We start from the raw sequence: 26,213 nt of genomic DNA, 5'->3' as shown, positions 1-26,213 counted from the left end.
GCGCGCTAGCACACGCATAATCGCTTGCTAGCGCGCGTGTGTCACGTGTGCTAAGAAACTGAATTTTGAACACCCTCATAGCTTTATTTCAAATAAAATTCTGATGAAAAGACTACTCCTTTCCCTTTCTTATGTTCTTTTATCCTGCCTGGCACTATATGCCCAAGATAAAAGGATCATACAAGGAACTGTTCGCGATTCTCTTGGTATCCTGCCAGGAACCTCAGTGAAGCTGACTTCAGCTTCTGATAGCCTGTCGGCTATTACCGACATGAAAGGAAGCTTTAGCTTTTCATCAGTAAGATCTCATCAATTTAAACTTACCGTTACTTCCATCGGGTTCAAACCTTTCATTAAATCATATTCGGTTGATCCTATAAACCCAGTAATTAAATTGCCTGCAATCATCCTGAAAGACAATTTCAATCAATTGAACGAAGTGGTGATCAATGCACTTATTCCGGTACGGGTTAAAGAAGATACCGTTGAATTTGACGCGCGGGCATACAAGGTCCGCGAAGGCGACGCCGTGGAAGAGATGGTGAAAAAGTTGCCAGGTATGGAGGTCAGCAAAGATGGAAGTATCACCACCCAGGGACAGGCGATCACCAAAGTAAGGCTTAATGGGAAAGACTTCTTTGGCGATGATGCTCAAGCGGCCATACAAAACCTGCCGGCTGATATTGTACAGAACCTCCAGGTAATTGACGACTACGGCGTTCAGGCAAACCTCAGCGGAATTAAAAGCGGCGAACCCCAGAAGATCTTAAACATTAACACCAAACCCGACAAGAAAAATGGCTATTTCAGCAAGGCAGAAGCTGGAATGGGGACAGAAGACCGTTATGCGGGAAGGTTTCGTGCCAACAAATTTAGCGGCGATCAACAACTAGCCTTCGACGGAGTAATGGACAATACAAGAGGTTCATCCGCAGGTACCACCGACTCGAAATCTCTGAAATTTAACTACCGGGATAAATGGGGTGACAAACTGGAATCTTACGGAAGCTACCGGTTCAATAACAGCAACAACAATACCTTCGAGACGGTTTACAGCCAGAATATTTTCCAGGACTATACCCGTTTTGATGATGAAAACAATGCCATTAACAAAATCGAAAGTACGCACAGGCTCTCCTGGAACTTTGAATACCAGATAGATAAAAACAATTACATCAAAGTTGAGCCGGACATCTCCTATAACCCTTCAAAATCGAGCAACAGCGGCTTAACTCTTACCCGCCTGTTATCGTCTTCATCAAGCAGGCAAAACAGCTCTTTTAATAAATCGCTTTCGTCTGATCTGGGCACAGAAATTTTCTACAATCATAAATTCGGTCGTGAGGGACGAAACTTTAGCCTGAATGCTGACCTTGGTTACTCCAGGGGAGACCAGGACCGGGATGTTAACAATGAGTATGTTCTGACAGATTCCCTGAACAACAGCACTTACGAAGCGCAGTATCAGCTGAGCGAGATAGATAATATCAATAAGAAAACGAGGCTTCGGCTTTCGTATACTGAACCGCTTTCGAAATTTTCCTTTCTTGAACTAAACTACGACTGGAACCGCTCTCACACAGAAAGTGCACGGAGTACTGACGACATTAATCCCGTTGATGGCTCACAAACCAGGAATTTACAGCTTAGCAATAATTACAACTATGACTTTACCACTAATCGCATTGGCCTGACCTACCGGGTTACTAAAAACAATCTCAATTATATTGTAGGGCTGTCAGCAGAGCCCGCCTTACTTAGGGGCGAAGATATCAGCCGCAGCATCAGCACGTCTAAACATACTTTTAATTGGGTTCCCGCGGCGCGCCTTGCTTATAAGTTTTCAAAAAAGCATTCCATTGTTGCACGGTATTATGGCCGTAATAATCAGCCGGGATTTTCTCAACTGCAGCCCATTACTGATAATTCAAACCTGCAAAATACTATCACGGGAAATCCTGATCTCAAACCTGAGTTCATCCATAACTTCGGAGTGGAATACCGGCAATCCGACTGGGGAACCGGATATACGATGTTCACTAATTTAGTGCTCAGCCAAACCCAGAACAAAATAGTGAGCAGCAGGGTGATCCTTCCTGAAAGTTTGAGGCAGCAGACCAGCTACATCAATGCTAATGGCTTTTATAATGCTAAAGCCTCCTATACCTTCTCTAAACCATTTGCGGAACGAAAGCTTACACTGAGCTATTCTGGCTCAGCAGATTACAGCAATAACATTGCCTATACCAACAATGAGCGTAACGTGGGTAAAAACATGGTAATAAGTCAGGGGCTTAAATTCCGGTTCGACCTTGAAGATATTATAGATACTGAACTGAACACGTCTTACGCACATACCAATACCAGTTATTCTTCTGCTTCGTTTTCTGACCGCAAGCTGAACCGTTACTTTATAGGATTGTCCGGAAGGAATTACTTTTTTAAGGACCTCACACTAGGTTACGACCTGTCGCAAACTATCAACAAAGGGTATAATTCAGATAATGCTAATCCAACCTTACTAAGTTTATATCTTGAGCACCGCTTCCTTAAAGGAAATAAAGGGACGATCCGTCTACAGGCTTTCGACTTGTTTAATCAAAACACGGGGATTTCACGTGATGTATTCGACAATGAAATTATTGACCGTCAGAACAATCGCCTGGCACGGTACTTCCTGCTATCTTTTAACTTCCGCATGCAGAAGTTTGGAATCTAATGATTATTGATCCAGCCATGTTTTAAACAGAGGGGTCTTTTGGCTACTGATAATGACCTCTTCATCCAGTATAGGTTCCAGCACAAGCTTTAACCGGCCTTTAAAATATGGATGTATCTCTTTTGCGGAGTCGATATGTATGATCAGCTTACGGTTAACATGGAAAAAGATCTGGGGATTCAGCATCTGGATCAGTTCGTCGAGCGAATAATCTACGGGATAGCTGTGTCCGTCTTTTGTTACCAGCAGGTTTAATTTATCATGAGAATGGAAGTAGGCGATATCTTCAGTTTTTACAGCTCTGATCCTTGCTCCGGATCTCACCATAAACCTCGACTTATACGAAACCGGCTCCCGGGATTTAATCATATCTACAATTTCATTGATCTGATTTTCGGATACCCCAGGATTTTCTAAAGTTGCTGAAGTTCCCGTGGGGAGCATGTCTTTCATCTTTTGTAAACTCTGTTCCAGTTTTGCATACTGTACCGGCTTTAGCAGGTAATCAATACTATGCAGCTGAAAAGCCCTGAGTGCATACTGATCATATGCCGTGCAAAAGATTACAGGGCATTTTACCTGCACTTGCTTGAAGATGTCAAAACACAAGCCGTCGGCAAGATGAATGTCCAGCAGGATTAGATCAGGAAGATCATTATTCTTAAGCCAGGAAACAGCCGTATCTACTGAAGGGATCGTTTCCAATATGCTGATATTTTGATCGTATTCAAATAAAAGCTTGATAAGCTTTTCAGCTGCCAGAGGTTCGTCTTCAATGATTAAAACTCGCATCAGGATAGTTTAAAACTGGTAATTTATTAAAATAGCTCCAACAAAGGCAAACGTACAGTAAAATAAGTCTCATCATTGGTGATGATTACTTCCGAATCGGAAAGATAGCGGTAGCGTTTTCTGATGTTCTCCAGACCGGTTTGTTTCAATGACGACTCTTGTTGGGGCTTAGGCTGAAAGGTGTTTCGTACGATAAGACTTCCGATGCCCTTAGTTTCCTCTTCGATATAGATATCAATACAGAGTGGATTTACTTCAGAAATTTTATTGTGTTTGATAGCATTTTCTATCAGGAGCTGCAAAGACAAAGGCGGAATACATATGGTATCGCGCAGATCAGGAGGTATAGAAATACTAACCTGTAACTGCTCACCAAAACGCTGACTTAACAAATAAATATAAGCCTGTATAAACTCAGCCTCCACATTGAGAGGGATTAACTCTTCATTTTTATATTGTAGAACGTAGCGATATACATCGGCAAACCGGTCCAGAAAATCCTGGGCGGTCTTGGGCTCACGTTCAATCAAAGCAGACAAAACATTCAGATTATTGAACAGGAAATGCGGGTCGAGCTGCATCTTTATTGACTCCAGCTGGGTGCGAAGATTTTCCTGTTTCAATTTATCAGATTGCTGATGCGCCATTTTCCACTGGTTCATAAAGTAAATACCAAAGCTTATAGACAGCACAGGGATAATAAACAGCAGTCCGTAAATATTCAGCACAAATACCTGGGACAGATCAGGCGGTGTTTGCGTGATTTGGAACTTAAAGAAATAGTAGGTGCTGTTAATGCAAAGGAGGGAATAGACCGCACTTAAAAAAAACTGCAAAAAAAACCTCTTATTGGTGTTTTGAGCCCATGGCACCCTGGCGTCTAAAACCTGCAGAATAAACTTATTGCCAAACCATAAAAGTACGATCACAGATATGATCCAGATTAAAGCGACAACATAAAAAAGCTCCACATTAGCCTGGTATGCCCTGTAACTAAAAGCCAGCGTCACCAGGATAAGGAAACTCAACAGAGCAACAAGGGGCCTGCTGTAGTTCTTTCTTTTTATTTTGCTCTCATCCGAACTATATATCATCTTAACTATACATCGTCTTAACTATATTATCTGGTTATCTGAAAACAATTTCATCTACCTTATTCCATGGGAGATACTGGTATTTTGAATCTGCAAGCCATACGATAAGCCCCCAGTTTTTATCCGTGATGTCATTGTGCCTGCCCAAAATCAGAACTTTATTATTCTTCAGCACTACTTTCGACTCATCAGCGCCAAGCGGACTTATTTTGCTCACCTGACTAAAGGGAACCTGAAAATGAACATTGCTGCTGCTCCCTTCAAGTAACTCCATATCCCAGTCTTCGTCCAGATCAAACGTACAGTTACCCTTATATATTTTCCCCTCGGTTGTACGAACCGTTGCATAGATTCGTCTAGGCTTAGGATACTCATCATAACCTAAATTTTCCGGAACTTCCTTAAAGCGCAGGGAGCGAAATGCGTCCCATTCCACTATTGCCCTCCCCCAGTGCGGGTGCATCACCACAATTCCCCGGTTTGAGCGATTTACATCACGATTGTTCTTCAAAAACACCTTTTGGTCTGACCGAAACTTTACCAAAGCACCTATATCTCTTTTTTCGATAGCCTCAATACTTTCAAATTCATATTTAGAATTCTCCTGGCTATTATTTAGTTTGCCCTGGAGCTTCTGACTGGTAAGGAACTTGATTTTGTCCCATTGTATAAATCCTGTGAGTTCGCCTGCAGAAGTAGAAACGGTTCCATAGAGCAATTTGCCATCAAAAGGTTTAAAGTTAGGAGGACTCGCCTGGAAGATCACCTTACTGATGTTAGCCCATTTCAGTTTTCTTAATTTTCCATCGTATATCAGAAGATCTTTCCCTAAGTGCCTGTTTTCAGCTTCATTGGTTGCGACCCGTATTTTTGACCCACTTTTCAGGAAGATCTGCGCCTGGGCTGCGCCAGTAATATGAATAAAAGATATATCACCAAATCTGCACAAGAGCTCATGCTGTCGTTCGGGTAATTTATCTTTCCATAAGTTCATAAATTGCCAGTCGAGACCTTCACCGGCATTTTTATCATTGAGCTCGCTGAGCTGCCTCTTATTTAAATAATTAAGTATATAACTATTTTGCTTTGAAACAAGCAAGATATCACTCCATAACATCTGCCCGCCACTCCACTTTATCGGGCCGGTTAAAGTGGTTTTATCTTTCAGCACAATCTTACCGTAAATTATTCCTTCGTATTGAGCCGAAACGGGTATGGCTGTGATGCTAAAAAAAATGAAGAGAATTAATACCCGCAGAAAAACACACATAGGCTCGATTCAAATATAAAACCAGCTACAAATTATAGATTACCACTATACTGCGCAAGTAAGATAAACTGAATCAGGATAAAAATATTTTGAATCAGGATATTAGGTTGTTCAATTGTCCGGATAAATTTATAGCAGGTACAGCCTGGGAGGCTCCTGCTATAAATTCTTTCTTTTGATTGATATTATTTTATTACGCCACAGCCAATACGGCTTCCTGAGTTTCCTGAAGGTTGAGTTTTATAATCGTCAACTCCGGAGTGAACAATTATTGCCCTGTCAAGGATATTGGTTTTCTCATCACCACCTATACTCCAGCGGTCAGATTCAAGGGTAACTTCACCGCGTCCGTTCTGATCAAGTTGTATATTTCCAATATCTCCTGAATGGTATTCGCCTTCCCCCCATTTTCCGTGTTTCTCATTCGTCGGATTCCAATGTCCGTGTGCTCCTTCGCCGTCGTCACTGCAATCGCCATGTTCGTGAAAATGCACGGCCACTGTTTGGTTAGCCTTTGCCGGAAAATTGAGTACCAGTTTCATTTCAACTTTGCCATCTTTAGCAGTAAAGTCAGCAGTACCTCTTCCGGAGGTATCTGATTTGGTGCCACTGATGTCTGCATGGGCTATAGTCGCTGTAGTTGCTGTGGTATCCACAGCAGCTGTAGCCACGGTATCAGACTCTCCTCCTGATTTACCAGCATTGTTACAAGCTAACAAAACGAGAAGGCTAAGCGCCGGGACTAATCTTAAACTCTTAAATTTCATCTCTTAAAAAATTTAATGATAAATTACTTTTTGTATTCACAAAATACTGTCGTAAATGTTTTAAATTAAACCAGAACTTTTAGCTTATATCAACAAAATTACAACAATTAATTAACACGATGAAGATAGCTACCTATAACGTTAATGGAGTTAATGGCCGGTTACCCGTTTTACTCCGCTGGCTGGAAGAAACCACGCCCGACATTGTATGCCTGCAGGAGTTAAAAGCACCTCAGGAAAAATTCCCTGAACAGGCGATACTCGAGGCAGGGTATCATGCCATATGGCATGGGCAAAAAAGCTGGAATGGTGTTGCTATCCTTTCACGAAATGCAGAGATCAAAGAAGTGAGACGGGCTTTGCCTGGCGATCTTGAAGATGAACACAGCCGTTACATTGAGGCCATGGTAAATGGGATCCTCATTGGATGCCTTTATCTTCCTAATGGAAATCCGGCACCGGGACCAAAGTTCGACTATAAATTGCGATGGTTTGAGCGTCTTACAGCACATGCCGCCGAGCTCCTGGCTTCAGGTATCCCTACCGTGTTAACGGGCGACTATAATGTGATGCCGACCGAAATGGATGTTTACAAACCGGAACGCTGGGTTGATGATGCCTTATTCAGACCTGAAACGCGCGAGGCGTTCCGAACCCTTGTTGATCAGGGATGGACTGACGCCCTCCGGAAATTACATCCGGACGAAAAGATCTATACTTTCTGGGATTATTTTCGCAATGCTTATGGCCGGGATGCAGGACTTCGTATCGATCACTTTTTACTGAGCCCCAGCATTAGTCACCGCTTGCAACATGCAGGGGTAGACCGGCATGTTCGGGGATGGGAGAAAACCAGTGACCATGCTCCGGTATGGGTAGAACTGCGGGATATATGACCTGCTGATACGTTGGTTATAAAACAATCATAAAATAGAGCTTTTATCAGTATGTTAATTTTAATTATTTACAATTAACACTACAATTAAATTCAAAACTCTTAAATCTTTCTAAATTATTTTAAATTATTGACAAGAGCCTTATATTTGTATCGGTTTATAATTGGTTAGTTAAAAGGTCTTCATCCTCCCCGTTTGAAGACCTTTTTTTATGGGATATTCCGTGCTAACTTGGCGTATGCTGGCGGCACGCGTGCCGAGTGTGCCAATAAATAGGATACAAAAAAAATTTCTTAACAACATCCCCCAACTTTTACGCTTGATCCATCTTTACGTATTTTTGCTGAAATAGAAGAATCAATGGATTTTACATTTGTCTCGAAGTCATTTCAGGATCTAAGCAACGTGGAACTTTATGAGATGCTGAAGTTTAGACAAGAGGTATTTATTTTGGAGCAAAACTGCGTCTACCTGGATGCTGATGGTAAAGACCTGCAATGCCAGCATCTGTTAATGTACAGCGAAGGCAAACTTGTAGCCTGTGCCCGGCTGATTCCCGCTGGCTTATCGTACGCTGAAGTATCTCTCGGTCGGATCGCCACCAGCAAAGTTGTGCGGGGCAGCGGCGCCGGAAGATTGCTTATGAACAGAGCAATTGAAGAATGTAGTAAAATATTTGGCAGTGTCCCCATCCGTATCAGCGCACAATACTACGCCAAAGCTTTTTATGAAAACTTTGGCTTCGTTGCGCACGGTAAAATCTATGACGAAGATGGGATTGATCATATAGAAATGCTCAGAACTCCTCCAGGACACTGAGCAGTTTCCGGGCAGTCAGTAATCAGTAAGCTAATCAACTTCTTAAATACCGACTCGTAAGCGAATTTTCAGCTCCCAAAAGCTCCCTGGGTGTTCCTTCGAACATTGCCCGGCCGCCTTTGTTCCCACCCTCCGGGCCCATATCAATGATCCAGTCCGCGTTCTTAATGATGTCCAGGTTATGTTCAATTACGATTACGGTATTACCAGCATCTACCAAACGGTTCATCATATCCAACAAGTGGCTGATGTCCGACATATGCAGCCCTGTTGTGGGTTCGTCTTTCCCATTTTCGCCGGCAAATATACTTTCTATCTTTTTTGAGGTAGAGCATCAATAGAATGTCTTAAATTTATTTTCCGATAATAAGTAATATTGTCTATGGAAACAGTATATGGTACTGCTCAATCTGTTGAAGAATTGAAAATACAGGGCTTCTCATTGCAGGAAAACTGGTTTGACAGTCAGGAAATGGCTGCGCTTGAAACAGCTCTTAATGCAGCTAAAGCTTTTGATTACTCATCAGGACACGACCCGGGTAATTTGCTGAAAACATCTGGCTATGTGGCAGAATTAGCAAGCTTAAATAAACTAACTAACCTTATTCCAAATTTTACTACTGCAGGCATGATGCCTGTAAAAGCTATTTTACTTGATAAAACAAAAGCGTTTAACTGGATGATTCCATGGCATCAGGATCTGAAAATCTCATTAAAAAACAAAGTAGAATCTGCTGGTTACACTAATTGGAGCATTGAAGCGGGAATCCACCATGTTGAGCCGCCTTTGTTCTTACTAGAAAACCTCACTACGATCCGGATACACCTGGACGATTGTGATGAACAGAATGGAGCTATGATGGTCATCCCTGGATCTCATTCTATTGGTAGGTTATCGCAAGATGAGATCGATTCTCTTACTACTGATAAAGCAGCGAGCGGCTATACAAGCTGTACAATTGACAGGGGAGGAATCATGGTGTTTAAACCACTGCTTTTACATTACTCTCCACTATCACAGGTTATGCGACCGCGGCGAATTCTGCAGCTGGAATTTGCGCCAAAAGATATGTTAGCTAAAGGTTTGGAATGGTGTATTTAATCTTCAAACGCTATACTACGCCGGCTCTATCCAGTTGCCATCTTCCCTGATAATATCAATCAGCTCATCTAATGCATTCTCTGTGTTAACACTTTTTTTCACCACTTCTCTTCCCCTGTAAAGCGTTATTTTACCGGGGCCTGTTCCTACATAACCATAGTCTGCATCTGCCATTTCTCCGGGACCGTTTACAATACAGCCCATGATCCCGATCTTTAAACCCTTTAAATGACTCGTTCTGCTACGGATCATCTGGGTGGTTTCCTGCAGATCAAAAAGGGTACGACCGCAGCTTGGACAGGAGATATATTCGGTTTTAGATATCCGCGAACGCGTTGCCTGAAGAATCCCAAAAGAGGTACTCACCAGGCTTTTTGTATCCATATCGGGCGCATCAAGCCATATTCCATCGCCGAGACCATCAACCAGCAAGGCACCCATATCGGTGGCTGAATATAACTGGAGATTAGAAACTACCGATTCGGCATCGGCAGCCAACATCTCTTTGGTGTAAGACCTTCTTATAATAACAGGAACCTGTATGCCTGCTTCAGACAAGGAGAAAAAGAACTGTCGCTGATCCGCCATACCATGCTCCTGATCGGTTTCAAGTACAAAAACCAGGGTATCGTTAATTTCCAGTTTACGGAAGTCCTCCGTTTTCAGATCCGCGTTTGAAATTTTCACAAGATTTAAAAACCCATCTTTCTGATCTGCTTTTATATAATCTGTAAAAGTATACAGGGGATGAGTGTTTTTTCTATTGGCTATTTCTCTCCAGGTGCTGTAATCGTAAAGTTGCTTCAAATTGCCTGGCATATTAAACGAAGGCAACTGATCTGCCAGGTAAACAAAATCGACCGACTGATCGCCCATATGGTACTTATCCAGTAATTCTGAAAAATTATATCCGGCACCGGCAAGGATCTTGGGATCCTTTAAATTTTTATTCGACAGATCAACAATTACCCGTGGTACCTGGTGGCCACCGATAAAAGTGTTCAGTTCTGCACTCGCTCTTTTTTTGTATTCGTAAGGGGAAAAACCATCCGGCAGCTGCAGCCTTTCAGATGATCTAACATCTTCTCCCGTTTCACTACTTCTTCTTTTTTCATACCGTTTTGCTAATGCCCTGGCTACAGGAGCCTCATATTCCGGTTCCTCTGTCAAAGAAACGCGGATAGTATCACCTAATCCATCTTCCAGTAAGGTCCCGATCCCTACAGCCGATTTAATCCTGCCATCTTCTCCATCCCCCGCTTCGGTAACGCCCAGATGCAAAGGGTAGTTCATGCCCTCATTCTTCATCGTTTCTACCAGCAAGCGGTAAGCCTGAACCATTACCTGCGGATTACTCGATTTCATAGAGATCACCAGATTATGATAATCCAGGGCTTCGCACATGCGCATGAATTCCATAGCGGATTCAACCATCCCCCGCGGAGTATCACCATAATAACTCATGATACGGTCTGACAGGGAACCATGGTTTGTGCCTATCCGCATAGCTGTACCATACTCTTTGCAGATCTTTACCAGGGGAGCGAATTTCGAATATATCCTGTCAAGCTCGGCCTGGTATTCAGCCGGTGTATAATCTAACTGGTCAAACCGTTTTTTATCAGCATAATTCCCCGGGTTGATACGTACCTTCTCCACTATCCTTGCTGCTACTTCGGCTGCATTGGGAGTAAAATGAATATCTGCAACCAGAGGAACATTATACCCCCGAAGGCGCAGCTCTTTCTTAATTTCTGCCAGGTTCTGTGCTTCCTTAATGCTTGGAGCCGTAATACGCACATACTCGCAACCTGCTTCCACCATACGGATAGTTTGTTCTACTGTAGCTATGGTATTCAAAGTATCCGTAGTGGTCATACTTTGAATACGAATAGGGTGGCTACCGCCCATAGGAATATCACCAATGGCAACTTCCCTCGTCACAAAACGGGAATATTGAGTCAGAGAATTACAGTAGTCACCTTTCAGCACAGAAGTCGTATCAGAGATCATTTTGTTTTTATCTGATACAAAAATAGAAAAAAAGACTTTAAGCTCCCTGTACTTATAAATACAACTTATTACTCATAACATTACCCTAATATCTGCGGACTTCAAACTTAGACAATCCACCCTCCAGATCTATGATGATCTTCTTTGATGCGAAATTAAAGTTAGGGGTGATATAAGTTCCGTCGGTCTGCCTTGTAAATCCTTCGAAATCGTTTGAAGAAAGCCCCGACTCGAGCCTGATCTGGCAGGCGGCAGCTTCAGGAACCATAATCTCAATTTCAGACACACCGGTTTCACAGCGTACTGTACTCGTTGCTGCAGGAACACCAAGCTTGAGTTTAAGCGAAGCTGCACCACCTTCAAAGCTGACATTTCTGATTTTAAAGGCGCTGAGATCAAAATTGAGTTTTCCTGCTCCTACTTCCAGGTTTACATCCCATAAAGGCTGGGTATTCAGTTTTAATACGGCTTTATTGCCTCGAATCTTGTTACTTTCCCACTTCTTCTTGCCAGTCATGTTAAAGTTCAGCACTTCTACACTGTCTCTTGATGTCCTGAACAGGGAATAATTGCCCATATGCCTTCTTACCTCCGCCTGAAAAAGTTCAGCTGTGGTATCCTCTAACGTGTACTGGGTGGCGCCACCTTTAATATTTAGCTCGGCTCTGCTGATACCCGGGCTCATAGTTTCGGCAAACACATTATCGCGGAATTTGCCCTCCCCAACCTGATCGTCGTGATAGTCAGGACCGATCCATGCATCGCGTGAATGCTGGGGTTGTACCCCCTGGTAAGCAATGAAAACAAGCGCCAGAAAAGTTACTATTATAGATACACTGCCTGCCCATACCCGGTCTTCCCTCGAAAAGATCATGTTTGCACCAACAATGATGAGGATGACAGGCCAGAATCGCCAGATGACATGCCAATGAAAGTTTATGACGTCAAAGTTGTCCAGCAGTAAAACGCCGCCTATAAACAAGAATATGAGTCCCCATATAATTCGTTCCGTTTTCATGGTTCTGAAATTTTGATTTGAGAATTGTGACACTAAATATCGGAGTCTTCGGCAGGAGCTTTAGGCTCAGTCCTTTCAGCAGGAGGATTGTCCTGAGATTTATTGAATTCCACATTTTTCCTTCCCGGCTTTAACAGGATGATCAAGCCTATCGCTACAAAAGCCAGGGGCCATAACTTGGAAAGAGACAGCCATTCAGGCAGGTCAACAAACTCATTTACTAACAGACAGATCCCAAGTACCATCAGAATAGATCCGGTAATTAACCGTCCCGCCCTCCTGCTTTCAGGTTGAGGGAAAGGGGGATAATATTCAGCACCGGTTTTCTGTTCGGGCATTCGATATTCTGCCTCAGAAACAGGCCAGACGGGTTTTGCAGGAACGGCAATCCAAAGGATCAGGTATATCCAAACTCCTGTAAATCCGAAAAAAGCAAGGATTAGAAACAAGACCCGTATCCAGGTTACCTCCATATTGAGATAGCCGGCAAGCCCTGCTGCCACACCGGCGAGCATTTTGTTCGATTGATCGCGTTCTAATCTCTTTTCCATTTTATTTTCCTCTAAAGATTTCCGTTCAAGGGAGTGATAACCAATTGGTCGGGATTAGCACCCGCGCTCATTGATAAACAGGCTAATACAGAACTTGCAACGTCCTCGGCCGCGATAAACCGTTCGGCAGGTATTGAGGTTCCTTCCCAGGAGCTTGTAAGTGTTGACCCCGGAAGAATTGCAGTAACTTTGACGCTATGTTTCATCAGTTCAAGCCTTAGTACTTTGGTTAGACTCAGTAATGCCGCTTTTGTTACAGTATAGGATCCAGCTTCAACCACCGGGTTGATGGCTGCTATGGAACAAATATTAATGATATGTCCCTTTTGTGCATCCCGCATTTGCTTCCCAAAGGTTTTACAGAAGGTATAGGCTGCCAGGAAATTAATTTGCATTTGCAGGTCCAGTACATGCTCATCTTCATCCAGGATCGAGGCAGGTATATAAGTTCCCACATTATTTATTAAAACATCAACAGTCTGAAAGTGTTGTTGTACAAAGTTACAAAACTGGTTAACCTCTAAAGGATTTGAGCAATCGGTTTGAAGGCCGGAAACGCTGACAGCAGGATGTTTTATCACAAGCTCCTGACTCAACAAGTCAATTTCTGCCTGATTTCTTGAACAAATGATCAGGTTGTACCCTGCCTGGGCCAGCTTCAGGGCGATAGATTTGCCCATGCCTTTAGTTGCTCCGGTAATTACAGCATTCATACGTAAAAGTAAATTAAAGTAATGTTAAAAAAAGTTATTTTTAGCCAAAAATAGATATGATCTTTTATCCTCTGGGAAAATACATACTGCTTTTGAAAGCTGTTTTCAGAAGGCCCGAAAAGTGGGACATCTACAGAAGAGAAATTTTCAGAGAGATGGTTTCTATCGGTGTGGGCTCTGTATGGATAATTTCTATCATTTCAGTATTTCTTGGAATGGTGACCACGGTTCAGACAGCCTATCAGCTGGTCAGCGACCTTATTCCGAAATCTATTATCGGCAGCATTGTAAGAGATTCAACCATCCTTGAACTAAGTCCAACCATCTCGGCAATAGTGCTCGCCGGAAAAGTCGGCTCTAGTGTGGCTTCCCAAATTGGCACCATGCGGGTTACCGAACAAATTGACGCCCTTGAGATCATGGGAATCAATTCTCCTGGCTACCTTATTCTTCCGAAAATCGTGGCAGCAGTAATTACAATACCTATGTTGGTAACCCTGTCAATAGGCTTGAGTATATTGGGTGGTTACTTATCGGGCACTTTGTCGGGCGCCGTAACAGCCAATGATTTTATAATGGGGCTTACTGAAGGATTTAGAGGCTTTACAGTTACAGTATCGATGGTAAAGGCTATAATATTTGCGTTTATAATAACATCAGTTTCAGCATACCAGGGATTCTATACTTCCGGGGGCGCACTCGAAGTGGGAGTTTCAAGTACCAGAGGTGTTGTTATCAGTTGCATCATGATCTTATTTGCCGACTACATGGTAGCACAGCTTTTATTATGATAGAAATCAAAGACATCCATAAAACATTCGGTGATAATTACGTTCTGAAAGGAATTTCATCAGAATTTAGAGAAGGAATGAACAACCTGATCATCGGTGGTTCGGGATCAGGAAAAACTACACTGCTGAAGTGTATGGTTGGCCTGCATGAACCGGATGGAGGCTCTGTGATATACGACGGTCGCGATTTTACTAAGATGACCTTTGAGGAGAGGATCGATATCCGTAAAGAAATAGGCATGCTCTTTCAAAGTTCTGCGCTCTTTGACTCCATGACAGTGGAAGAAAACATTATGTTTCCTCTAAACATGTTTACCACGCAGTCAAGAAAAGAGAAGCTGGAACGTGTAAATTTCTGTTTGCAAAGAGTTAATCTGGAAGGAAAAAACAAACTATTTCCGGCCGAGCTGTCTGGCGGAATGAAAAAACGTGTGGGCATTGCCAGGGCGATTTCTATGCAGCCGAAATATTTATTTGTGGATGAGCCCAATTCTGGACTTGACCCTAAGACTTCGATCGTGATCGACGAGCTGATCAATGAAATAACCGAGGAATATAAGATAACAACCGTAGTGGTTACCCATGACATGAACTCGGTGATGGGTATTGGCGACAATATTATATTTCTGTTCGACGGCCGCAAAGAGTGGGAAGGTTCAAATAAAGAAATTGCAAAGACTGATAACAAGGAATTAAATGATTTTGTATTTGCCAGTAAGTTTACGCAGGCAGCAAAAGAGAAGTTATAATCCGGCTCATTAAATCTGTCTGTATCTGTATACTTCAACAATTTGATTATTTTTGTGATATTACAATTTAATCAGTAGCCTGAGCAGAGCCCATATAAAACGTTAAATGATCCAACTTCTTACCCCGCAACACTGGAATGACTACGAGCTGATTGATTGCGGCAACTTCGAAAAGCTTGAGCGCTTTGGCAACCTGATCCTGATCAGACCTGAGCCCCAGGCTGTCTGGGATAAGCAATTGCCAGAATCAGAGTGGCAAAAACAACACCATATCAAATTTAAAGGGCGTTCGGCCACCACCGGCGAGTGGGTAAGAAAAAACCCCAACGCTCCCGACAGATGGCATATTTCTTATGAAAACAATGAGGTGTCGATAAAACTTCGTTTGGCATTAACTTCTTTTAAACATGTTGGAGTTTTCCCGGAACAGGCAGTCAACTGGGATTATATTTCAGAATCGATAAAAAAATTCAAGACCCCGAATCCAAAAGTACTGAACCTTTTCGCTTACACCGGTGGTGCCTCTGTTGTTGCACGGGCAGCCGGAGCAGACACCACACATGTGGATTCCATCAAACAGGTGGTAACCTGGGCTAATGAGAACCAGGAGATTTCAGGATTAAAAGACATACGCTGGGTAATAGAAGATGCCTTAAAATTTGTAAAAAGAGAATTAAAGCGAGGCAAGAAATACAATGGAATTATTCTGGACCCTCCGGCTTATGGTCATGGTCCTAACGGCGAAAAATGGAAGCTCGAGGATAATATATTAGAAATGATGAAAGATGTTACCCAGCTTCTGGATGAAGAGGAGCATTTCCTGATCCTTAATACTTACTCTCTCGGGTTTTCATCTGTAATTGTGGAAAATCTATTGAGAGCAAGCATCCAAGACCCTCAGAATCTTGAAATCGGTGAGCTATATTTACAAGCCACTGCAGGCAACAAACTGCCCCTCGGTGTTTTTGGAAAAGTACGTAAAATCAAATAAGAATAGCAAAAATCTATGACGAGTATAAACAAACATCTGTTAACATTTGGACTTGCGATCAGCATTGCAACTATTGCATGCAGCGAAAGTACTACCACCTCCGGAAATACAACTTCCTTAAAAGATAGCACTGCTAAAGCTGACAGTACTGCTACAGCACCGGAAACCAGCGCTGTGACGGCTATTGACACAGCCGCATACAATAAGAAGCTTCAGGAACTGACAAACGGGGACACAACCGGCAAATGGCCAGTAAAAAACCAGCCGTATCCTCTCGCCGGAGCTATTCTTCCCTCTAAACGGATAGTGGTTTATTATGGAAATATGCATTCCAAGAAAATGGGCGCGTTAGGTGAATATGCTCCAAAAGAAATGTGGCGCAAACTAAATGCTGAAGCTAAAAGATGGGAAAAAGCAGACCCTAAAACTCCGGTACAAAAAGGTATCCATTATATTGCAACCGTAGCAAGCGGTACGCCGGGTAAAGACGGGGCCTATGTAAACCGTATGCCCGAAAAGCAGATAGATTCTGCCCTGGCGATTGCTAAGATGGAGAATGCTATTGTATTTTTGGATCTTCAGGTTGGATTAAGCACTATCCAGAAAGAGCTACCCCGGATCGAAAAATATCTTAAGTTACCACATGTGCATTTAGGTATTGACCCCGAGTTCTCTATGAAGGGAGGAGTAATACCAGGTAAAAAAATAGGCACCTATGATGCTTCCGAAATCAATTATTGCACAGAGTTTTTGGCGAAACTGGTCCGAGAAAATAATCTTCCTCCCAAGGTATTTGTACTGCACCGCTTTACTCAGAAAATGGTGACCAACTATCAGAATATTAAATTACGTCCCGAAGTTCAGTTTGTAGTCCATATGGATGGATGGGGAGAGCCTGAACTTAAAAAAGGCACCTATCGCCACTTCATTCACAAGGAACCTGTGCAGTTTACCGGCTTTAAAATATTCTACAAGAATGACTTGAAAAAGGCACCGCACCGTTTAATGACTCCCGAAGAGCTCCTTAAATTGAAACCGCAGCCGATATATATTCAATATCAGTAGTAATTAAAACCGCAGTGGCTAATTAAAGTTATAAATAGTATGGCAATAGAAACAGCAACATTTGGCGCAGGCTGCTTTTGGTGCACAGAGGCAGTATTTCAATCTCTGAAGGGAGTATCTGGCGTCCGTTCAGGCTATATGGGTGGACATACAGTTAATCCCAGTTACGAGGATGTATGTGGCGGCAATACAGGTCATGCAGAAGTGATCCAGCTTGATTTCGATCCCGGGATCATTTCTTTCGAAGAACTTTTGCTTGTTTTCTTCAAAACGCATAACCCTACCACACTAAACAGGCAGGGAAATGATATTGGCACCCAATACCGATCGGTGATCTTTTACCACTCGCAGGAACAGAAGCAGAAAGCTAATGAAATGATAGATCAACTTACCAGGGAACTGGTATTTGATAAACCTATTGTTACGGAGATAACTCCTATATCTGAGTTTTACCAGGCTGAAGACTATCACCAGAATTATTTTAAATACAACAGCGATAAGCCCTATTGTGCTTTTGTTATACAGCCTAAGCTGGCAAAATTCACAAAAGACTTCCAGGATAAGATTGAGGGTGTCCAAAAAGGTTAATTTTTTTCGTCATCCTGAACTTGTTTCAGGATCTCTTGCCTAAGAAAATGCTTCATACATTATTCAAGAGATGCCGAAATGAACTCGGCATGACGACCTCCAACTTTTGGACACCCCAAAATTAAAACAACCCTAACTGCCCCTTATCATCTATATCCACATCCTCGGGATTGGTAATCTCAAGCTTGATTTCTTTTTTAGGGGCGTCACTTTTAGAAGCATCATTTTTAGGAATATCAGTCTTTTCAACCACTTCCTTTTCGGCTTCCTCATCCAGTTTCTCTGCCTCCACTATTTCCTCCAGCGACTCCTCTGGAACCGGGTCAGGCACATCTTCCGGATCATCATGTTCTGCCATTAACTCAATACTTTTGATCTCATGAGGCGAAAGCCGGTTACCCTGTGCTTTCATCCCTTTCACATCAATAGCATCTGCTAAGTTGATCTCTATCGTTTCAGGGGTCAAAGTTTTCCCCTTCAGCAAGTCAACCTGAACAATGGGTTGGGCAGCTCCCGAAATAAGCACCAGCTTAGAGCCAGGTTCCTCGTTGATGATACTGGTTTGTCTGCCTACCGCTGTATCTTCAAATACAAATCGTTTGATATAATAATTCTTTGACTTACCATCCAAATGGATAACAGAATAAACCTTTTCGGGATCATACTTCTCGATCAGGATCATTTTATCATCAAAATGATTCGTCAGATCAAATGACGTTAACTCGAAAATACCATTGCTTAAAACTGTAAGGATCTTATCTGGTCCGTCAAATTCACCCAGGTACTTTCCTCTTCCATCCACGTTCAAACGTTTAAGAATATCATCGAACCAGATCTTTCTTCCCGCCAGAGTTGATACACCTTTAGATTTCAGCGTGACCTTTTTCACAGGATACTTGGTCACCGTATTACCCATAGAACCCCGGCCTTTTATAGCTATTTCAGCAAAATCAAGGTCCATTTGTAACTTCCTTAATTTGGAATGAGGTTTAAGCGCAATACTTACCACTTCGGCCTCTCCATTCGGGTTAGCAGTAAAATACAATACTTTTGAACCCTTCGTCCCCTTGGTTAGATCATATTCTTTGTCGCGGGTAACCCCTATCACGTTGAAACGTTTTATGTAAGACGCGCCGCTTCCTCCATCCTTATAGATCATGTTGTACACCGTGCGCTCATCCCCTTTCTTAAACACACCTACATGCAAAATATCTTTTCCTACAAACACCTTATCCTGCACTTTGGTCACCAGGCACCGGCCATCCTCTCTAAATACTATAATTTCATCAAGGTCTGAACAATCACAAACAAACTCATCTTTACGCAGACCACTGCCAATAAAACCATCTGTACGGTTTACATATAGTTTCACGTTTGCCAAAGCAACCTGAGCGGCTTCCACTTTTTCAAATGTTCTTAACTCAGTTTTACGTCCCCGGTCTTTACCATACTTATCCCGTATCTTTTGAAACCAGGCTATGGCGTAATCAGTCAGGTGTTTCAAATGATGATTTACTTCTTTGATCTCGTCTTCCAGGGTTTTCATTTGCTCATCCGCTTTCTTAACATCAAAGCGGGTGATACTGCTCATCGGTTTATCAATTAGCTTTTTGTAATCCTCCGGAAGGATAGTACGATAAAACTTCGGAAAAAATGGTTCAAAAAGCTTATCAAGCACCTTGATCACCACCTCGAAGTTACCCGAGTTTTCATATTCAGGATGTTTGTACATCCCTTCCTGGATAAATATTTTGAGCAGCGAGCTAAAGAAGATCTTCTCTTTTAATTCTGCCAGTCTTATTTCCAGTTCCTGCTTCAGTAAACTTTTAGTGTGCTGAGTATTCTCAGTGAGAATATCATTTACACTCATAAAGTGAGGTTTATCCCCCTTAATTACACAGGTGTTCGGAGAAATAGAAACCTCGCAATCAGTAAAAGCATAAAGAGCATCTATGGTAACATCCGGTGAAATACCGGGTGCCAGATGGACAATGATCTCTACATTCTGAGCGGTATTGTCCTCTATCTTCCTGATCTTAATTTTACCCTTATCGTTGGCAGAAATAATACTGTCTATCAGGCTGCCTGTAGTGGTGGTAAAGGGAACCTCAGTAATAGCAAGGGTCTTTTTATCTTTTTCGATAATTCTTGCCCTAACCCTAACCTTTCCGCCTCTTTGACCTTCGTTGTAATTTGAGCAATCTGCCATTCCTCCGGTAGGAAAATCAGGCACCAGGTCCGGGCGATTTCCTTTAAGCACCTCAATAGAAGCATCTATCAACTCAATGAAGTTGTGTGGAAGTATTTTTGTTGCCAGTCCCACAGCAATACCTTCGGCACCCTGAGCAAGCAGCAGGGGAAACTTAACCGGTAAGGTAATGGGTTCACGGTTACGACCATCATAACTGAGTTGCCAGTCCGTGGTATCCGGGTTGAACACTACGTCGAGCGCAAATTTTGAAAGACGGGCTTCGATATAACGGGGAGCAGCTGCTGAGTCTCCGGTCATCGGATCGCCCCAGTTTCCCTGGGTATCGATCAGTAAGTTTTTTTGTCCAATCTGGACCATGGCATCCCCGATAGAAGCATCTCCATGGGGATGATACTTCATGGTATTACCGATAACGTTGGCTGCTTTATTAAACCGTCCGTCGTCCAGTTCTTTAAGGGAATGGAGGATACGGCGCTGCACTGGTTTCAAGCCATCATTTATATGAGGAACAGCCCGGTCAAGGATTACGTACGAAGCATAATCCAGAAACCAGTTTTCATACAGCCCATTAATTGAAGTAACGTTATGTAATTTTTCGTCGTTATTGTGATTGTTTACAGGTTCTTCACTCATCCTATTCTAAAAAACTCTTGATCGAGTAAATATAGGAGTTTTGTTTTTAAGAGAATAAAAAAAGCCCCGGAAGCTTTAACACTTCCGGGGCTCGGTAATTAGAATCTATTCAATTATTCTTCTTTCTTTTCTTCTTTTTTCTTCTTTCCAGGAGTCTTGCCCGAGACCTTAATTTCTTCAGTTTCTTTGATGTAATCAATTTCCATTACATCACCTTCAACCAATTCGCCTTTAAGGATCTCTTCAGCAATCGGATCTTCAAGATACTTTTGGATTGCACGTTTTAGAGGACGGGCACCAAAGTTTGAATCGTAGCCCTTTTCGGCGATAAATTCCTTGGCAGCGTCTGTTAAAGCGATGTCGTATCCAAGACTATGAACTCTCGAGAATAGAGCCTGAAGCTCGATGTCGATGATTTTGAAGATATCCTCTTTTGAAAGAGAATTAAACACGATCACATCATCGATACGATTTAAGAACTCAGGAGCAAAGGCACGTTTTAAAGCATTTTCGATCACACCTCTTGAATGAGAATCGGCCTGAACAGCTTTCGCCGAGGTAGTGAAACCTACGCCTTGTCCGAAGTCTTTCAACTGACGCGCTCCAATATTAGATGTCATGATCACAATAGTATTACGGAAGTCTACCTTTCTTCCCAAACTATCGGTAAGCTGACCTTCGTCTAACACCTGTAGCAAGATATTGAACACATCAGGGTGAGCTTTCTCGATTTCATCTAAAAGCACAACAGAGTAAGGCTTCCGACGAACTTTTTCAGTCAGTTGACCACCTTCCTCATACCCTACGTATCCCGGAGGCGCACCTACCAGTCTTGATACCGCGAATTTCTCCATATACTCGCTCATGTCGATCTGGATTAGCGAATCCTCGCTGTCGAACATGAAACGGGCAAGTTCTTTAGCTAACTCAGTTTTACCAACCCCTGTAGGACCTAAGAAGATAAAAGAACCAATTGGTTTCTTAGGATCTTTCAGTCCCGCACGTGTCCGTTGAATTGCTTTAGTCAATTTCTTGATCGCATCTTCCTGACCAATGATCTTTCCCGACATCAGCTCTGGCATTGCCAATAATTTTTGACTATCGGTTTGACCTACACGCTGAACCGGAATGCCGGTCATCATGGATACCACCTCTGCAACATTGTCTTCAGATACGGTGTAACGTTTAGTACGTGTTTCTGCTTCCCATGCAGTTTTAGCTTTATCCAGCTCTTCAAGTAAGTTCTTCTCGGTATCACGAAGCTTTGCAGCTTCCTCATATTTCTGACTACGAACTACCTTATTTTTCTCTACCTTGATCTCTTCGATCTTTTGCTCAATATCAATAATTTCCTGAGGAACATGGATATTGGTCAGGTGAACGCGTGAACCCGCTTCGTCTAAAGCGTCAATAGCCTTATCTGGTAAGAAACGATCAGTAATGTAGCGGGATGTTAAACTAACGCAGGCATTAATCGCTTCCGGAGTATAAGTTACCGCGTGATGCTCTTCGTATTTCTCTTTGATCCGGTTAAGGATCTCAATAGTCTCGTCCGGTGTAGCAGGCTCAACCATTACCTTTTGGAAACGACGGTCTAATGCACCATCTTTTTCAATGTACTGACGATACTCATCCAGAGTAGTAGCCCCGATGCACTGTATCTCTCCTCTGGCTAATGCAGGCTTAAACATATTAGATGCATCCAAAGACCCGGAAGCACCGCCTGCACCAACAATAGTATGGATCTCGTCGATAAAGAGTATCACGTCAGGAGATTTCTCCAGTTCGTTCATCACTGCTTTCATCCGCTCTTCAAACTGGCCACGGTATTTGGTACCGGCCACTAAAGAAGCAAGATCAAGTGTAACTACCCGTTTATTGAATAAAACTCTCGATACCTTTCTTTGAACAATTCTTAAAGCAAGACCTTCCGCTATCGCAGATTTACCAACGCCCGGCTCTCCAATAAGGATAGGATTGTTCTTTTTACGACGCGAAAGGATCTGAGAAACACGCTCAATCTCTTTTTCACGACCAACAATCGGATCCAGTTTACCGTCTTCGGCAGCCTTGGTTAAATCACGACCGAAATTATCAAGAACAGGAGTCTTTGATTTAATATCTGATACTTTTTTCGGCTGGCTGAATGAAGGATCTTCTTCCCGAAAATCGTCATCGCCTGCGGCCGAGCCAGGCATTTCATCTCTGAAACCCTCTTTATTCTGTTCTACTTCTGCTTTAAACACGTCGTAATTTACATTATACTGTAATAAAATCTGTGAAGCGATGTTGTCATCATCGCGTAGAATCGAAAGCAGCAAATGCTCTGTGCCAATTACATCGCTTTTGAAGATCTTAGCCTCCAGGTATGTAATCTTAAGAACTTTTTCTGCCTGTTTGGTCAAGGGAATATTCCCAAGATTTACTGTAGTGCCGGATGTGCCTTTAACCGCATCCTCAATAGAGCGACGCAAACGTACTGTATCAACACCTAACGCTTTTAGTACCTTGATGGCCATACCATCGCCTTCGCGAATAAGCCCCAGTAATAAATGTTCGGTGCCAATGTAATCATGTCCTAACCGCAACGCTTCTTCCCTGCTATATGATATTACGTCTTTGACACGAGGTGAAAATTTAGCTTCCATTATAAAACCTTTCTGTGTGTTGAACGCCCTAATCTATCAAAATGTTTCATAAATCAAAGGGCGGGATGTGTAAAAAATTTATCAACAATTACGCCAAAGGTGTAAAAGCGAACCATAAGACTCTAATATAACAAAAATTACTCTTAGCTACGTTATTTGTCGATATTTGGCTCTCATTTTCAAGAAAAAATGGCAGACGAAAAAATAATCTTTTCGATGGCTGGTGTAAATAAGATTTACCCTCCTCAGAAACAAGTACTTAAAAACATATACTTATCCTTTTTTTACGGTGCAAAGATCGGAGTGATCGGCTTAAATGGGTCCGGAAAATCTTCTCTTTTGAAGATCATCGCCGGGCTTGACAAAACCTATCAGGGCGAAGTTGTATTCTCGGCAGGTTACAGCGTAGGGTATTTAGCTCAGGAACCTGAACTGGATCCTGAAAAAACTGTACGTGAAATTGTCGAAGAGGGAGTAGCCGAAATCACAGCTATATTAAAGGAATACGAAGAAATTAACGAAAAATTTGGCTTGCCGGAAGTGTATGAAGATGCTGATGCTATGGATAAGCTTATGGCCAGACAAGGAGAGCTTCAGGATAAAATTGATGCAACGGGAGCGTGGGAGCTTGACTCGAAACTTGAGAGGGCCATGGATGCATTGCGCACACCAGATCCAGAAAGCAAAATTGCCACTTTGTCAGGAGGAGAGCGCCGCCGTGTAGCATTATGTCGCTTATTACTACAACAACCAGATGTATTACTACTGGATGAGCCTACCAACCACCTCGATGCTGAATCAATCGACTGGTTAGAGCAACACCTGCAGCAGTACGAAGGAACGGTGATTGCGGTAACGCACGACCGGTACTTCCTGGACAACGTTGCCGGATGGATACTCGAGCTGGACCGTGGTGAAGGTATTCCATGGAAAGGAAATTACTCTTCATGGCTTGACCAGAAATCTAAACGTTTGGCTCAGGAAGAAAAAACTGAAAGCAAACGCCAGAAAACACTTGAGCGGGAGCTTGAGTGGGTGCGCATGGCACCTAAAGCCCGTCATGCAAAATCCAAGGCCCGTTTGGCGAATTACGAAAAAATGGCTTCAGAAGAAGGAAAGGAAAGAGAAGACAAACTGGAGCTCTTTATTCCACCAGGCCCCCGTTTAGGGAATATTGTTATTGAAGCCCAGAATGTGTCAAAGGCTTATGGTGACAAGATCCTTTTCGACAACCTGAGCTTTTCATTACCTCCCGCAGGTATTGTGGGTATTATCGGGCCAAATGGTGCGGGTAAAACAACTTTATTCCGGTTAATTACAGGCCAGGAGACTCCGGATGCCGGAACTTTCCGCGTAGGCGAAACGGTTGCTCTGGGTTATGTTGACCAAATGCATAATGACCTCGATCACGAAAAATCCGTTTGGGAGAACATCACCGGCGGAAATGAAACGATATTGTTAGGTAACCGTCCAGTAAATTCAAGAGCTTATGTTTCCAAATTCAACTTTAATGGCGCCGACCAGCAAAAAAAGGTTGGAGTATTGTCGGGAGGGGAGAGAAACCGGGCTCACCTCGCCATAACTTTGAAGAAAGACTCCAACGTACTATTACTGGATGAGCCAACCAACGATATCGACGTAAATACTTTACGAGCCTTGGAAGAAGGTTTGGAGAACTTTGCCGGTTGTGCCGTGATTATATCACACGACAGATGGTTCCTTGACCGAATCTGTACGCATATCCTCGCATTTGAGGGCGACTCCCAGGTCTATTTCTTTGAAGGTAATTACTCTGAATACGAAGAGAACAAAAAGAAACGGCTTGGAGATACCGGTCCTAAACGGATCAAGTACAAAAAGCTAATTGCTTAAAATGCAACAAACAGCTAGCAGACTCAACTGTTAGCTGTTTGTACTTTCATTTAAACTGACTCCGCAATAACTGCAAAAATTCGCCCCAAAACGATCTATCGGATTTTTACAACTAGGACACTGATTCCCCGGTAAACTTGCTTTCGCCATCTCTACGGAAACGATTCCGGTAGGCACCGCAATGATTCCGTATCCCGTGATCATTAATAAGCTGGCAATAAACTGGCCTAATGGAGTAACCGGTGATATATCACCATAGCCTACAGTGGTTACCGTTACAATAGCCCAATAAATGCTCATCGGTATACTTGTAAAACCGCTATTTTCTCCCTCAATAACATACATCAGCGTTCCTACAATAGTTACAAGAGCAACTACAGCCGAAAGAAATACCGTTATTTTATACAAGCTGGCCTTCAGTGCTGTTTTAAGAACGTTTCCTTCATACAGATACCTCGTCAGTTTTAATATCCGGAAAACACGCAACAGTCGTATTGACCTCAGAACAATAAAGTACTGCCCTCCTTGCAGCACCAGACTCATGTAACCGGGTAATAAGGCAAGAAGATCGACTATCCCGTAAAAACTAAAAATATACCTGAGCCTGTTTTTTGAGCTATAGATGCGCAACAGGTATTCAATAGTGAAAGCTATAGTGAATCCCCATTCGGCTAACCGAAGCGCCCTGGGGTAACTTTGCCGGACGCTGTTTATGCTCTCCGTAAATACCAGGAAAATACTTAAGACGATTAGCCACAGAAGTATAATATCAAATAATTTACCGGCTTTGGTATCTGATCTGAAAATTATAGTATATAGTTTCTGTTTAAAGGAATCTGTTGCGTTACTCATATTACAAAGAGAACTAAATTATTCAAATCATTGCTTAGTAAACTGAAAACAGCTAGCT

General features: G+C 42.6%; 22 protein-coding genes. 10 read left to right on the top strand and 12 right to left on the bottom strand.

Annotation, left to right across the window (positions count from 1 at the left end):
* Positions 1-103 precede the first annotated feature (103 nt).
* Positions 104-2,719, top strand: a complete 2,616-nt coding sequence (locus tag J3P37_RS01610; RefSeq protein ID WP_256009239.1) for an outer membrane beta-barrel family protein — start codon at positions 104-106, stop codon at positions 2,717-2,719.
* A 3-nt stretch (positions 2,720-2,722) separates the two neighbouring features.
* Here the strand turns inward: J3P37_RS01610 and J3P37_RS01605 are convergent, their stop codons facing one another.
* The 4 genes from J3P37_RS01605 to J3P37_RS01590 form a co-directional block, all read right to left on the bottom strand.
* On the bottom strand, positions 2,723-3,511 hold the full coding sequence (locus J3P37_RS01605; RefSeq protein WP_256009238.1) for a LytR/AlgR family response regulator transcription factor: 789 nt from the start codon (positions 3,509-3,511) through the stop codon (positions 2,723-2,725).
* A gap of 26 nt (positions 3,512-3,537) precedes the next feature.
* Positions 3,538-4,605 carry a sensor histidine kinase gene (locus tag J3P37_RS01600; RefSeq protein WP_256009237.1) on the bottom strand — a complete coding sequence of 356 codons (1,068 nt, stop codon included), beginning with the start codon at positions 4,603-4,605 and terminating at the stop codon, positions 3,538-3,540.
* Between the two features lie 34 nt (positions 4,606-4,639).
* Positions 4,640-5,875 carry a hypothetical protein gene (locus tag J3P37_RS01595; protein WP_256009236.1) on the bottom strand — a complete coding sequence of 412 codons (1,236 nt, stop codon included), beginning with the start codon at positions 5,873-5,875 and terminating at the stop codon, positions 4,640-4,642.
* Positions 5,876-6,060: 185 nt separating this feature from the next.
* Entirely contained in the window at positions 6,061-6,642 is a 582-nt protein-coding gene (locus J3P37_RS01590; protein WP_256009235.1) for a superoxide dismutase family protein, read from the bottom strand.
* 119 nt (positions 6,643-6,761) lie between these two features.
* On the opposite strand from J3P37_RS01590, the gene xth reads away from it, so the two are divergent.
* Both xth and J3P37_RS01580 read left to right on the top strand, forming a co-directional pair.
* On the top strand, positions 6,762-7,538 hold the full coding sequence (gene xth, locus J3P37_RS01585; protein ID WP_256009234.1) for an exodeoxyribonuclease III: 777 nt from the start codon (positions 6,762-6,764) through the stop codon (positions 7,536-7,538).
* 360 nt (positions 7,539-7,898) lie between these two features.
* A complete protein-coding gene (locus tag J3P37_RS01580) occupies positions 7,899-8,357 on the top strand; it encodes a GNAT family N-acetyltransferase (protein ID WP_256009233.1) in 459 nt (152 codons plus the stop codon).
* Between the two features lie 34 nt (positions 8,358-8,391).
* Here the strand turns inward: J3P37_RS01580 and J3P37_RS01575 are convergent, their stop codons facing one another.
* On the bottom strand, positions 8,392-8,616 hold the full coding sequence (locus J3P37_RS01575; RefSeq protein WP_369414040.1) for a hypothetical protein: 225 nt from the start codon (positions 8,614-8,616) through the stop codon (positions 8,392-8,394).
* Between the two features lie 123 nt (positions 8,617-8,739).
* On the opposite strand from J3P37_RS01575, the gene J3P37_RS01570 reads away from it, so the two are divergent.
* Positions 8,740-9,459 (top strand): phytanoyl-CoA dioxygenase family protein, encoded by a 720-nt coding sequence (locus J3P37_RS01570; protein WP_256009232.1) that lies wholly within the window; start codon positions 8,740-8,742, stop codon positions 9,457-9,459.
* 15 nt (positions 9,460-9,474) lie between these two features.
* On the opposite strand, the gene ispG is transcribed toward J3P37_RS01570, so the two are convergent.
* The 4 genes from ispG to J3P37_RS01550 all read right to left on the bottom strand — a co-directional run bounded on the left by ispG (position 9,475) and on the right by J3P37_RS01550 (position 13,754).
* Positions 9,475-11,472: a (E)-4-hydroxy-3-methylbut-2-enyl-diphosphate synthase gene (gene ispG / locus J3P37_RS01565; protein ID WP_256009231.1), complete on the bottom strand. Its 1,998-nt coding sequence runs from the start codon at positions 11,470-11,472 to the stop codon at positions 9,475-9,477.
* Positions 11,473-11,557: 85 nt separating this feature from the next.
* Positions 11,558-12,490, bottom strand: coding sequence for a toast rack family protein (locus J3P37_RS01560; RefSeq protein WP_256009230.1), 933 nt, complete (start codon positions 12,488-12,490; stop codon positions 11,558-11,560).
* 32 nt (positions 12,491-12,522) lie between these two features.
* Positions 12,523-13,041 carry a PspC domain-containing protein gene (locus tag J3P37_RS01555; protein ID WP_256009229.1) on the bottom strand — a complete coding sequence of 173 codons (519 nt, stop codon included), beginning with the start codon at positions 13,039-13,041 and terminating at the stop codon, positions 12,523-12,525.
* 11 nt (positions 13,042-13,052) lie between these two features.
* Positions 13,053-13,754, bottom strand: coding sequence for an SDR family oxidoreductase (locus tag J3P37_RS01550; RefSeq protein WP_256009228.1), 702 nt, complete (start codon positions 13,752-13,754; stop codon positions 13,053-13,055).
* Between the two features lie 56 nt (positions 13,755-13,810).
* On the opposite strand from J3P37_RS01550, the gene J3P37_RS01545 reads away from it, so the two are divergent.
* From J3P37_RS01545 to msrA, 5 genes are all read left to right on the top strand, one after another.
* Positions 13,811-14,545 (top strand): MlaE family ABC transporter permease, encoded by a 735-nt coding sequence (locus J3P37_RS01545; protein ID WP_256009227.1) that lies wholly within the window; start codon positions 13,811-13,813, stop codon positions 14,543-14,545.
* Positions 14,542-15,294, top strand: a complete 753-nt coding sequence (locus tag J3P37_RS01540) for an ABC transporter ATP-binding protein (protein ID WP_256009226.1) — start codon at positions 14,542-14,544, stop codon at positions 15,292-15,294. Before J3P37_RS01545 ends, J3P37_RS01540 begins: the two co-directional genes overlap by 4 nt.
* 106 nt (positions 15,295-15,400) lie before the next feature.
* Complete coding sequence (locus J3P37_RS01535) at positions 15,401-16,285, top strand: class I SAM-dependent methyltransferase (RefSeq protein WP_256009225.1); 885 nt, start codon at positions 15,401-15,403, stop codon at positions 16,283-16,285.
* A 15-nt stretch (positions 16,286-16,300) separates the two neighbouring features.
* The gene (locus tag J3P37_RS01530) at positions 16,301-17,350 is read left to right on the top strand and encodes a hypothetical protein (protein WP_256009224.1); all 1,050 of its coding nucleotides are present in this window, start codon (positions 16,301-16,303) and stop codon (positions 17,348-17,350) included.
* 39 nt (positions 17,351-17,389) lie between these two features.
* Positions 17,390-17,938 carry a peptide-methionine (S)-S-oxide reductase MsrA gene (gene msrA, locus J3P37_RS01525; RefSeq protein WP_256009223.1) on the top strand — a complete coding sequence of 183 codons (549 nt, stop codon included), beginning with the start codon at positions 17,390-17,392 and terminating at the stop codon, positions 17,936-17,938.
* 121 nt (positions 17,939-18,059) lie between these two features.
* Here msrA and J3P37_RS01520 read toward each other — a convergent pair whose 3' ends face one another.
* Both J3P37_RS01520 and J3P37_RS01515 read right to left on the bottom strand, forming a co-directional pair.
* Complete coding sequence (locus tag J3P37_RS01520; RefSeq protein ID WP_256009222.1) at positions 18,060-20,783, bottom strand: DNA gyrase/topoisomerase IV subunit A; 2,724 nt, start codon at positions 20,781-20,783, stop codon at positions 18,060-18,062.
* A 113-nt stretch (positions 20,784-20,896) separates the two neighbouring features.
* Complete coding sequence (locus J3P37_RS01515; RefSeq protein ID WP_256009221.1) at positions 20,897-23,431, bottom strand: ATP-dependent Clp protease ATP-binding subunit; 2,535 nt, start codon at positions 23,429-23,431, stop codon at positions 20,897-20,899.
* Positions 23,432-23,620: 189 nt separating this feature from the next.
* On the opposite strand from J3P37_RS01515, the gene ettA reads away from it, so the two are divergent.
* Positions 23,621-25,303, top strand: a complete 1,683-nt coding sequence (ettA, locus tag J3P37_RS01510) for an energy-dependent translational throttle protein EttA (RefSeq protein WP_256009220.1) — start codon at positions 23,621-23,623, stop codon at positions 25,301-25,303.
* A 30-nt stretch (positions 25,304-25,333) separates the two neighbouring features.
* Here the strand turns inward: ettA and J3P37_RS01505 are convergent, their stop codons facing one another.
* Entirely contained in the window at positions 25,334-26,155 is an 822-nt protein-coding gene (locus J3P37_RS01505) for an ion transporter (RefSeq protein WP_256009219.1), read from the bottom strand.
* Positions 26,156-26,213: the final 58 nt, after the last annotated feature.

It is taken from the genome of Desertivirga xinjiangensis (assembly GCF_024436435.1).
GTDB classification, from domain to species: Bacteria; Bacteroidota; Bacteroidia; order Sphingobacteriales; family Sphingobacteriaceae; genus Desertivirga; species Desertivirga xinjiangensis.
This window is presented reverse-complemented; position numbering and strand designations above follow the sequence as displayed.

What these genes read in the sequence shown, in the direction of transcription:
- J3P37_RS01605 (WP_256009238.1), bottom strand. Translation starts at nt 3,511, where the DNA reads ATGCGAGTTTTAATCATTGAAGACGAACCTCTGGCAGCTGAAAAGCTT.
- J3P37_RS01515 (WP_256009221.1), bottom strand. Translation starts at nt 23,431, where the DNA reads ATGGAAGCTAAATTTTCACCTCGTGTCAAAGACGTAATATCATATAGC.
- J3P37_RS01535 (WP_256009225.1), top strand. Translation starts at nt 15,401, where the DNA reads ATGATCCAACTTCTTACCCCGCAACACTGGAATGACTACGAGCTGATT.
- J3P37_RS01570 (WP_256009232.1), top strand. Translation starts at nt 8,740, where the DNA reads ATGGAAACAGTATATGGTACTGCTCAATCTGTTGAAGAATTGAAAATA.
- J3P37_RS01600 (WP_256009237.1), bottom strand. Translation starts at nt 4,605, where the DNA reads ATGATATATAGTTCGGATGAGAGCAAAATAAAAAGAAAGAACTACAGC.
- ettA (WP_256009220.1), top strand. Translation starts at nt 23,621, where the DNA reads ATGGCAGACGAAAAAATAATCTTTTCGATGGCTGGTGTAAATAAGATT.
- J3P37_RS01545 (WP_256009227.1), top strand. Translation starts at nt 13,811, where the DNA reads ATGATCTTTTATCCTCTGGGAAAATACATACTGCTTTTGAAAGCTGTT.
- J3P37_RS01595 (WP_256009236.1), bottom strand. Translation starts at nt 5,875, where the DNA reads ATGTGTGTTTTTCTGCGGGTATTAATTCTCTTCATTTTTTTTAGCATC.
- J3P37_RS01540 (WP_256009226.1), top strand. Translation starts at nt 14,542, where the DNA reads ATGATAGAAATCAAAGACATCCATAAAACATTCGGTGATAATTACGTT.
- xth (WP_256009234.1), top strand. Translation starts at nt 6,762, where the DNA reads ATGAAGATAGCTACCTATAACGTTAATGGAGTTAATGGCCGGTTACCC.
- ispG (WP_256009231.1), bottom strand. Translation starts at nt 11,472, where the DNA reads ATGATCTCTGATACGACTTCTGTGCTGAAAGGTGACTACTGTAATTCT.
- J3P37_RS01560 (WP_256009230.1), bottom strand. Translation starts at nt 12,490, where the DNA reads ATGAAAACGGAACGAATTATATGGGGACTCATATTCTTGTTTATAGGC.
- J3P37_RS01580 (WP_256009233.1), top strand. Translation starts at nt 7,899, where the DNA reads ATGGATTTTACATTTGTCTCGAAGTCATTTCAGGATCTAAGCAACGTG.
- J3P37_RS01550 (WP_256009228.1), bottom strand. Translation starts at nt 13,754, where the DNA reads ATGAATGCTGTAATTACCGGAGCAACTAAAGGCATGGGCAAATCTATC.
- J3P37_RS01505 (WP_256009219.1), bottom strand. Translation starts at nt 26,155, where the DNA reads ATGAGTAACGCAACAGATTCCTTTAAACAGAAACTATATACTATAATT.
- J3P37_RS01520 (WP_256009222.1), bottom strand. Translation starts at nt 20,783, where the DNA reads ATGAGTGAAGAACCTGTAAACAATCACAATAACGACGAAAAATTACAT.
- J3P37_RS01575 (WP_369414040.1), bottom strand. Translation starts at nt 8,616, where the DNA reads ATGTCGGACATCAGCCACTTGTTGGATATGATGAACCGTTTGGTAGAT.
- J3P37_RS01610 (WP_256009239.1), top strand. Translation starts at nt 104, where the DNA reads ATGAAAAGACTACTCCTTTCCCTTTCTTATGTTCTTTTATCCTGCCTG.
- J3P37_RS01555 (WP_256009229.1), bottom strand. Translation starts at nt 13,041, where the DNA reads ATGGAAAAGAGATTAGAACGCGATCAATCGAACAAAATGCTCGCCGGT.
- msrA (WP_256009223.1), top strand. Translation starts at nt 17,390, where the DNA reads ATGGCAATAGAAACAGCAACATTTGGCGCAGGCTGCTTTTGGTGCACA.
- J3P37_RS01530 (WP_256009224.1), top strand. Translation starts at nt 16,301, where the DNA reads ATGACGAGTATAAACAAACATCTGTTAACATTTGGACTTGCGATCAGC.
- J3P37_RS01590 (WP_256009235.1), bottom strand. Translation starts at nt 6,642, where the DNA reads ATGAAATTTAAGAGTTTAAGATTAGTCCCGGCGCTTAGCCTTCTCGTT.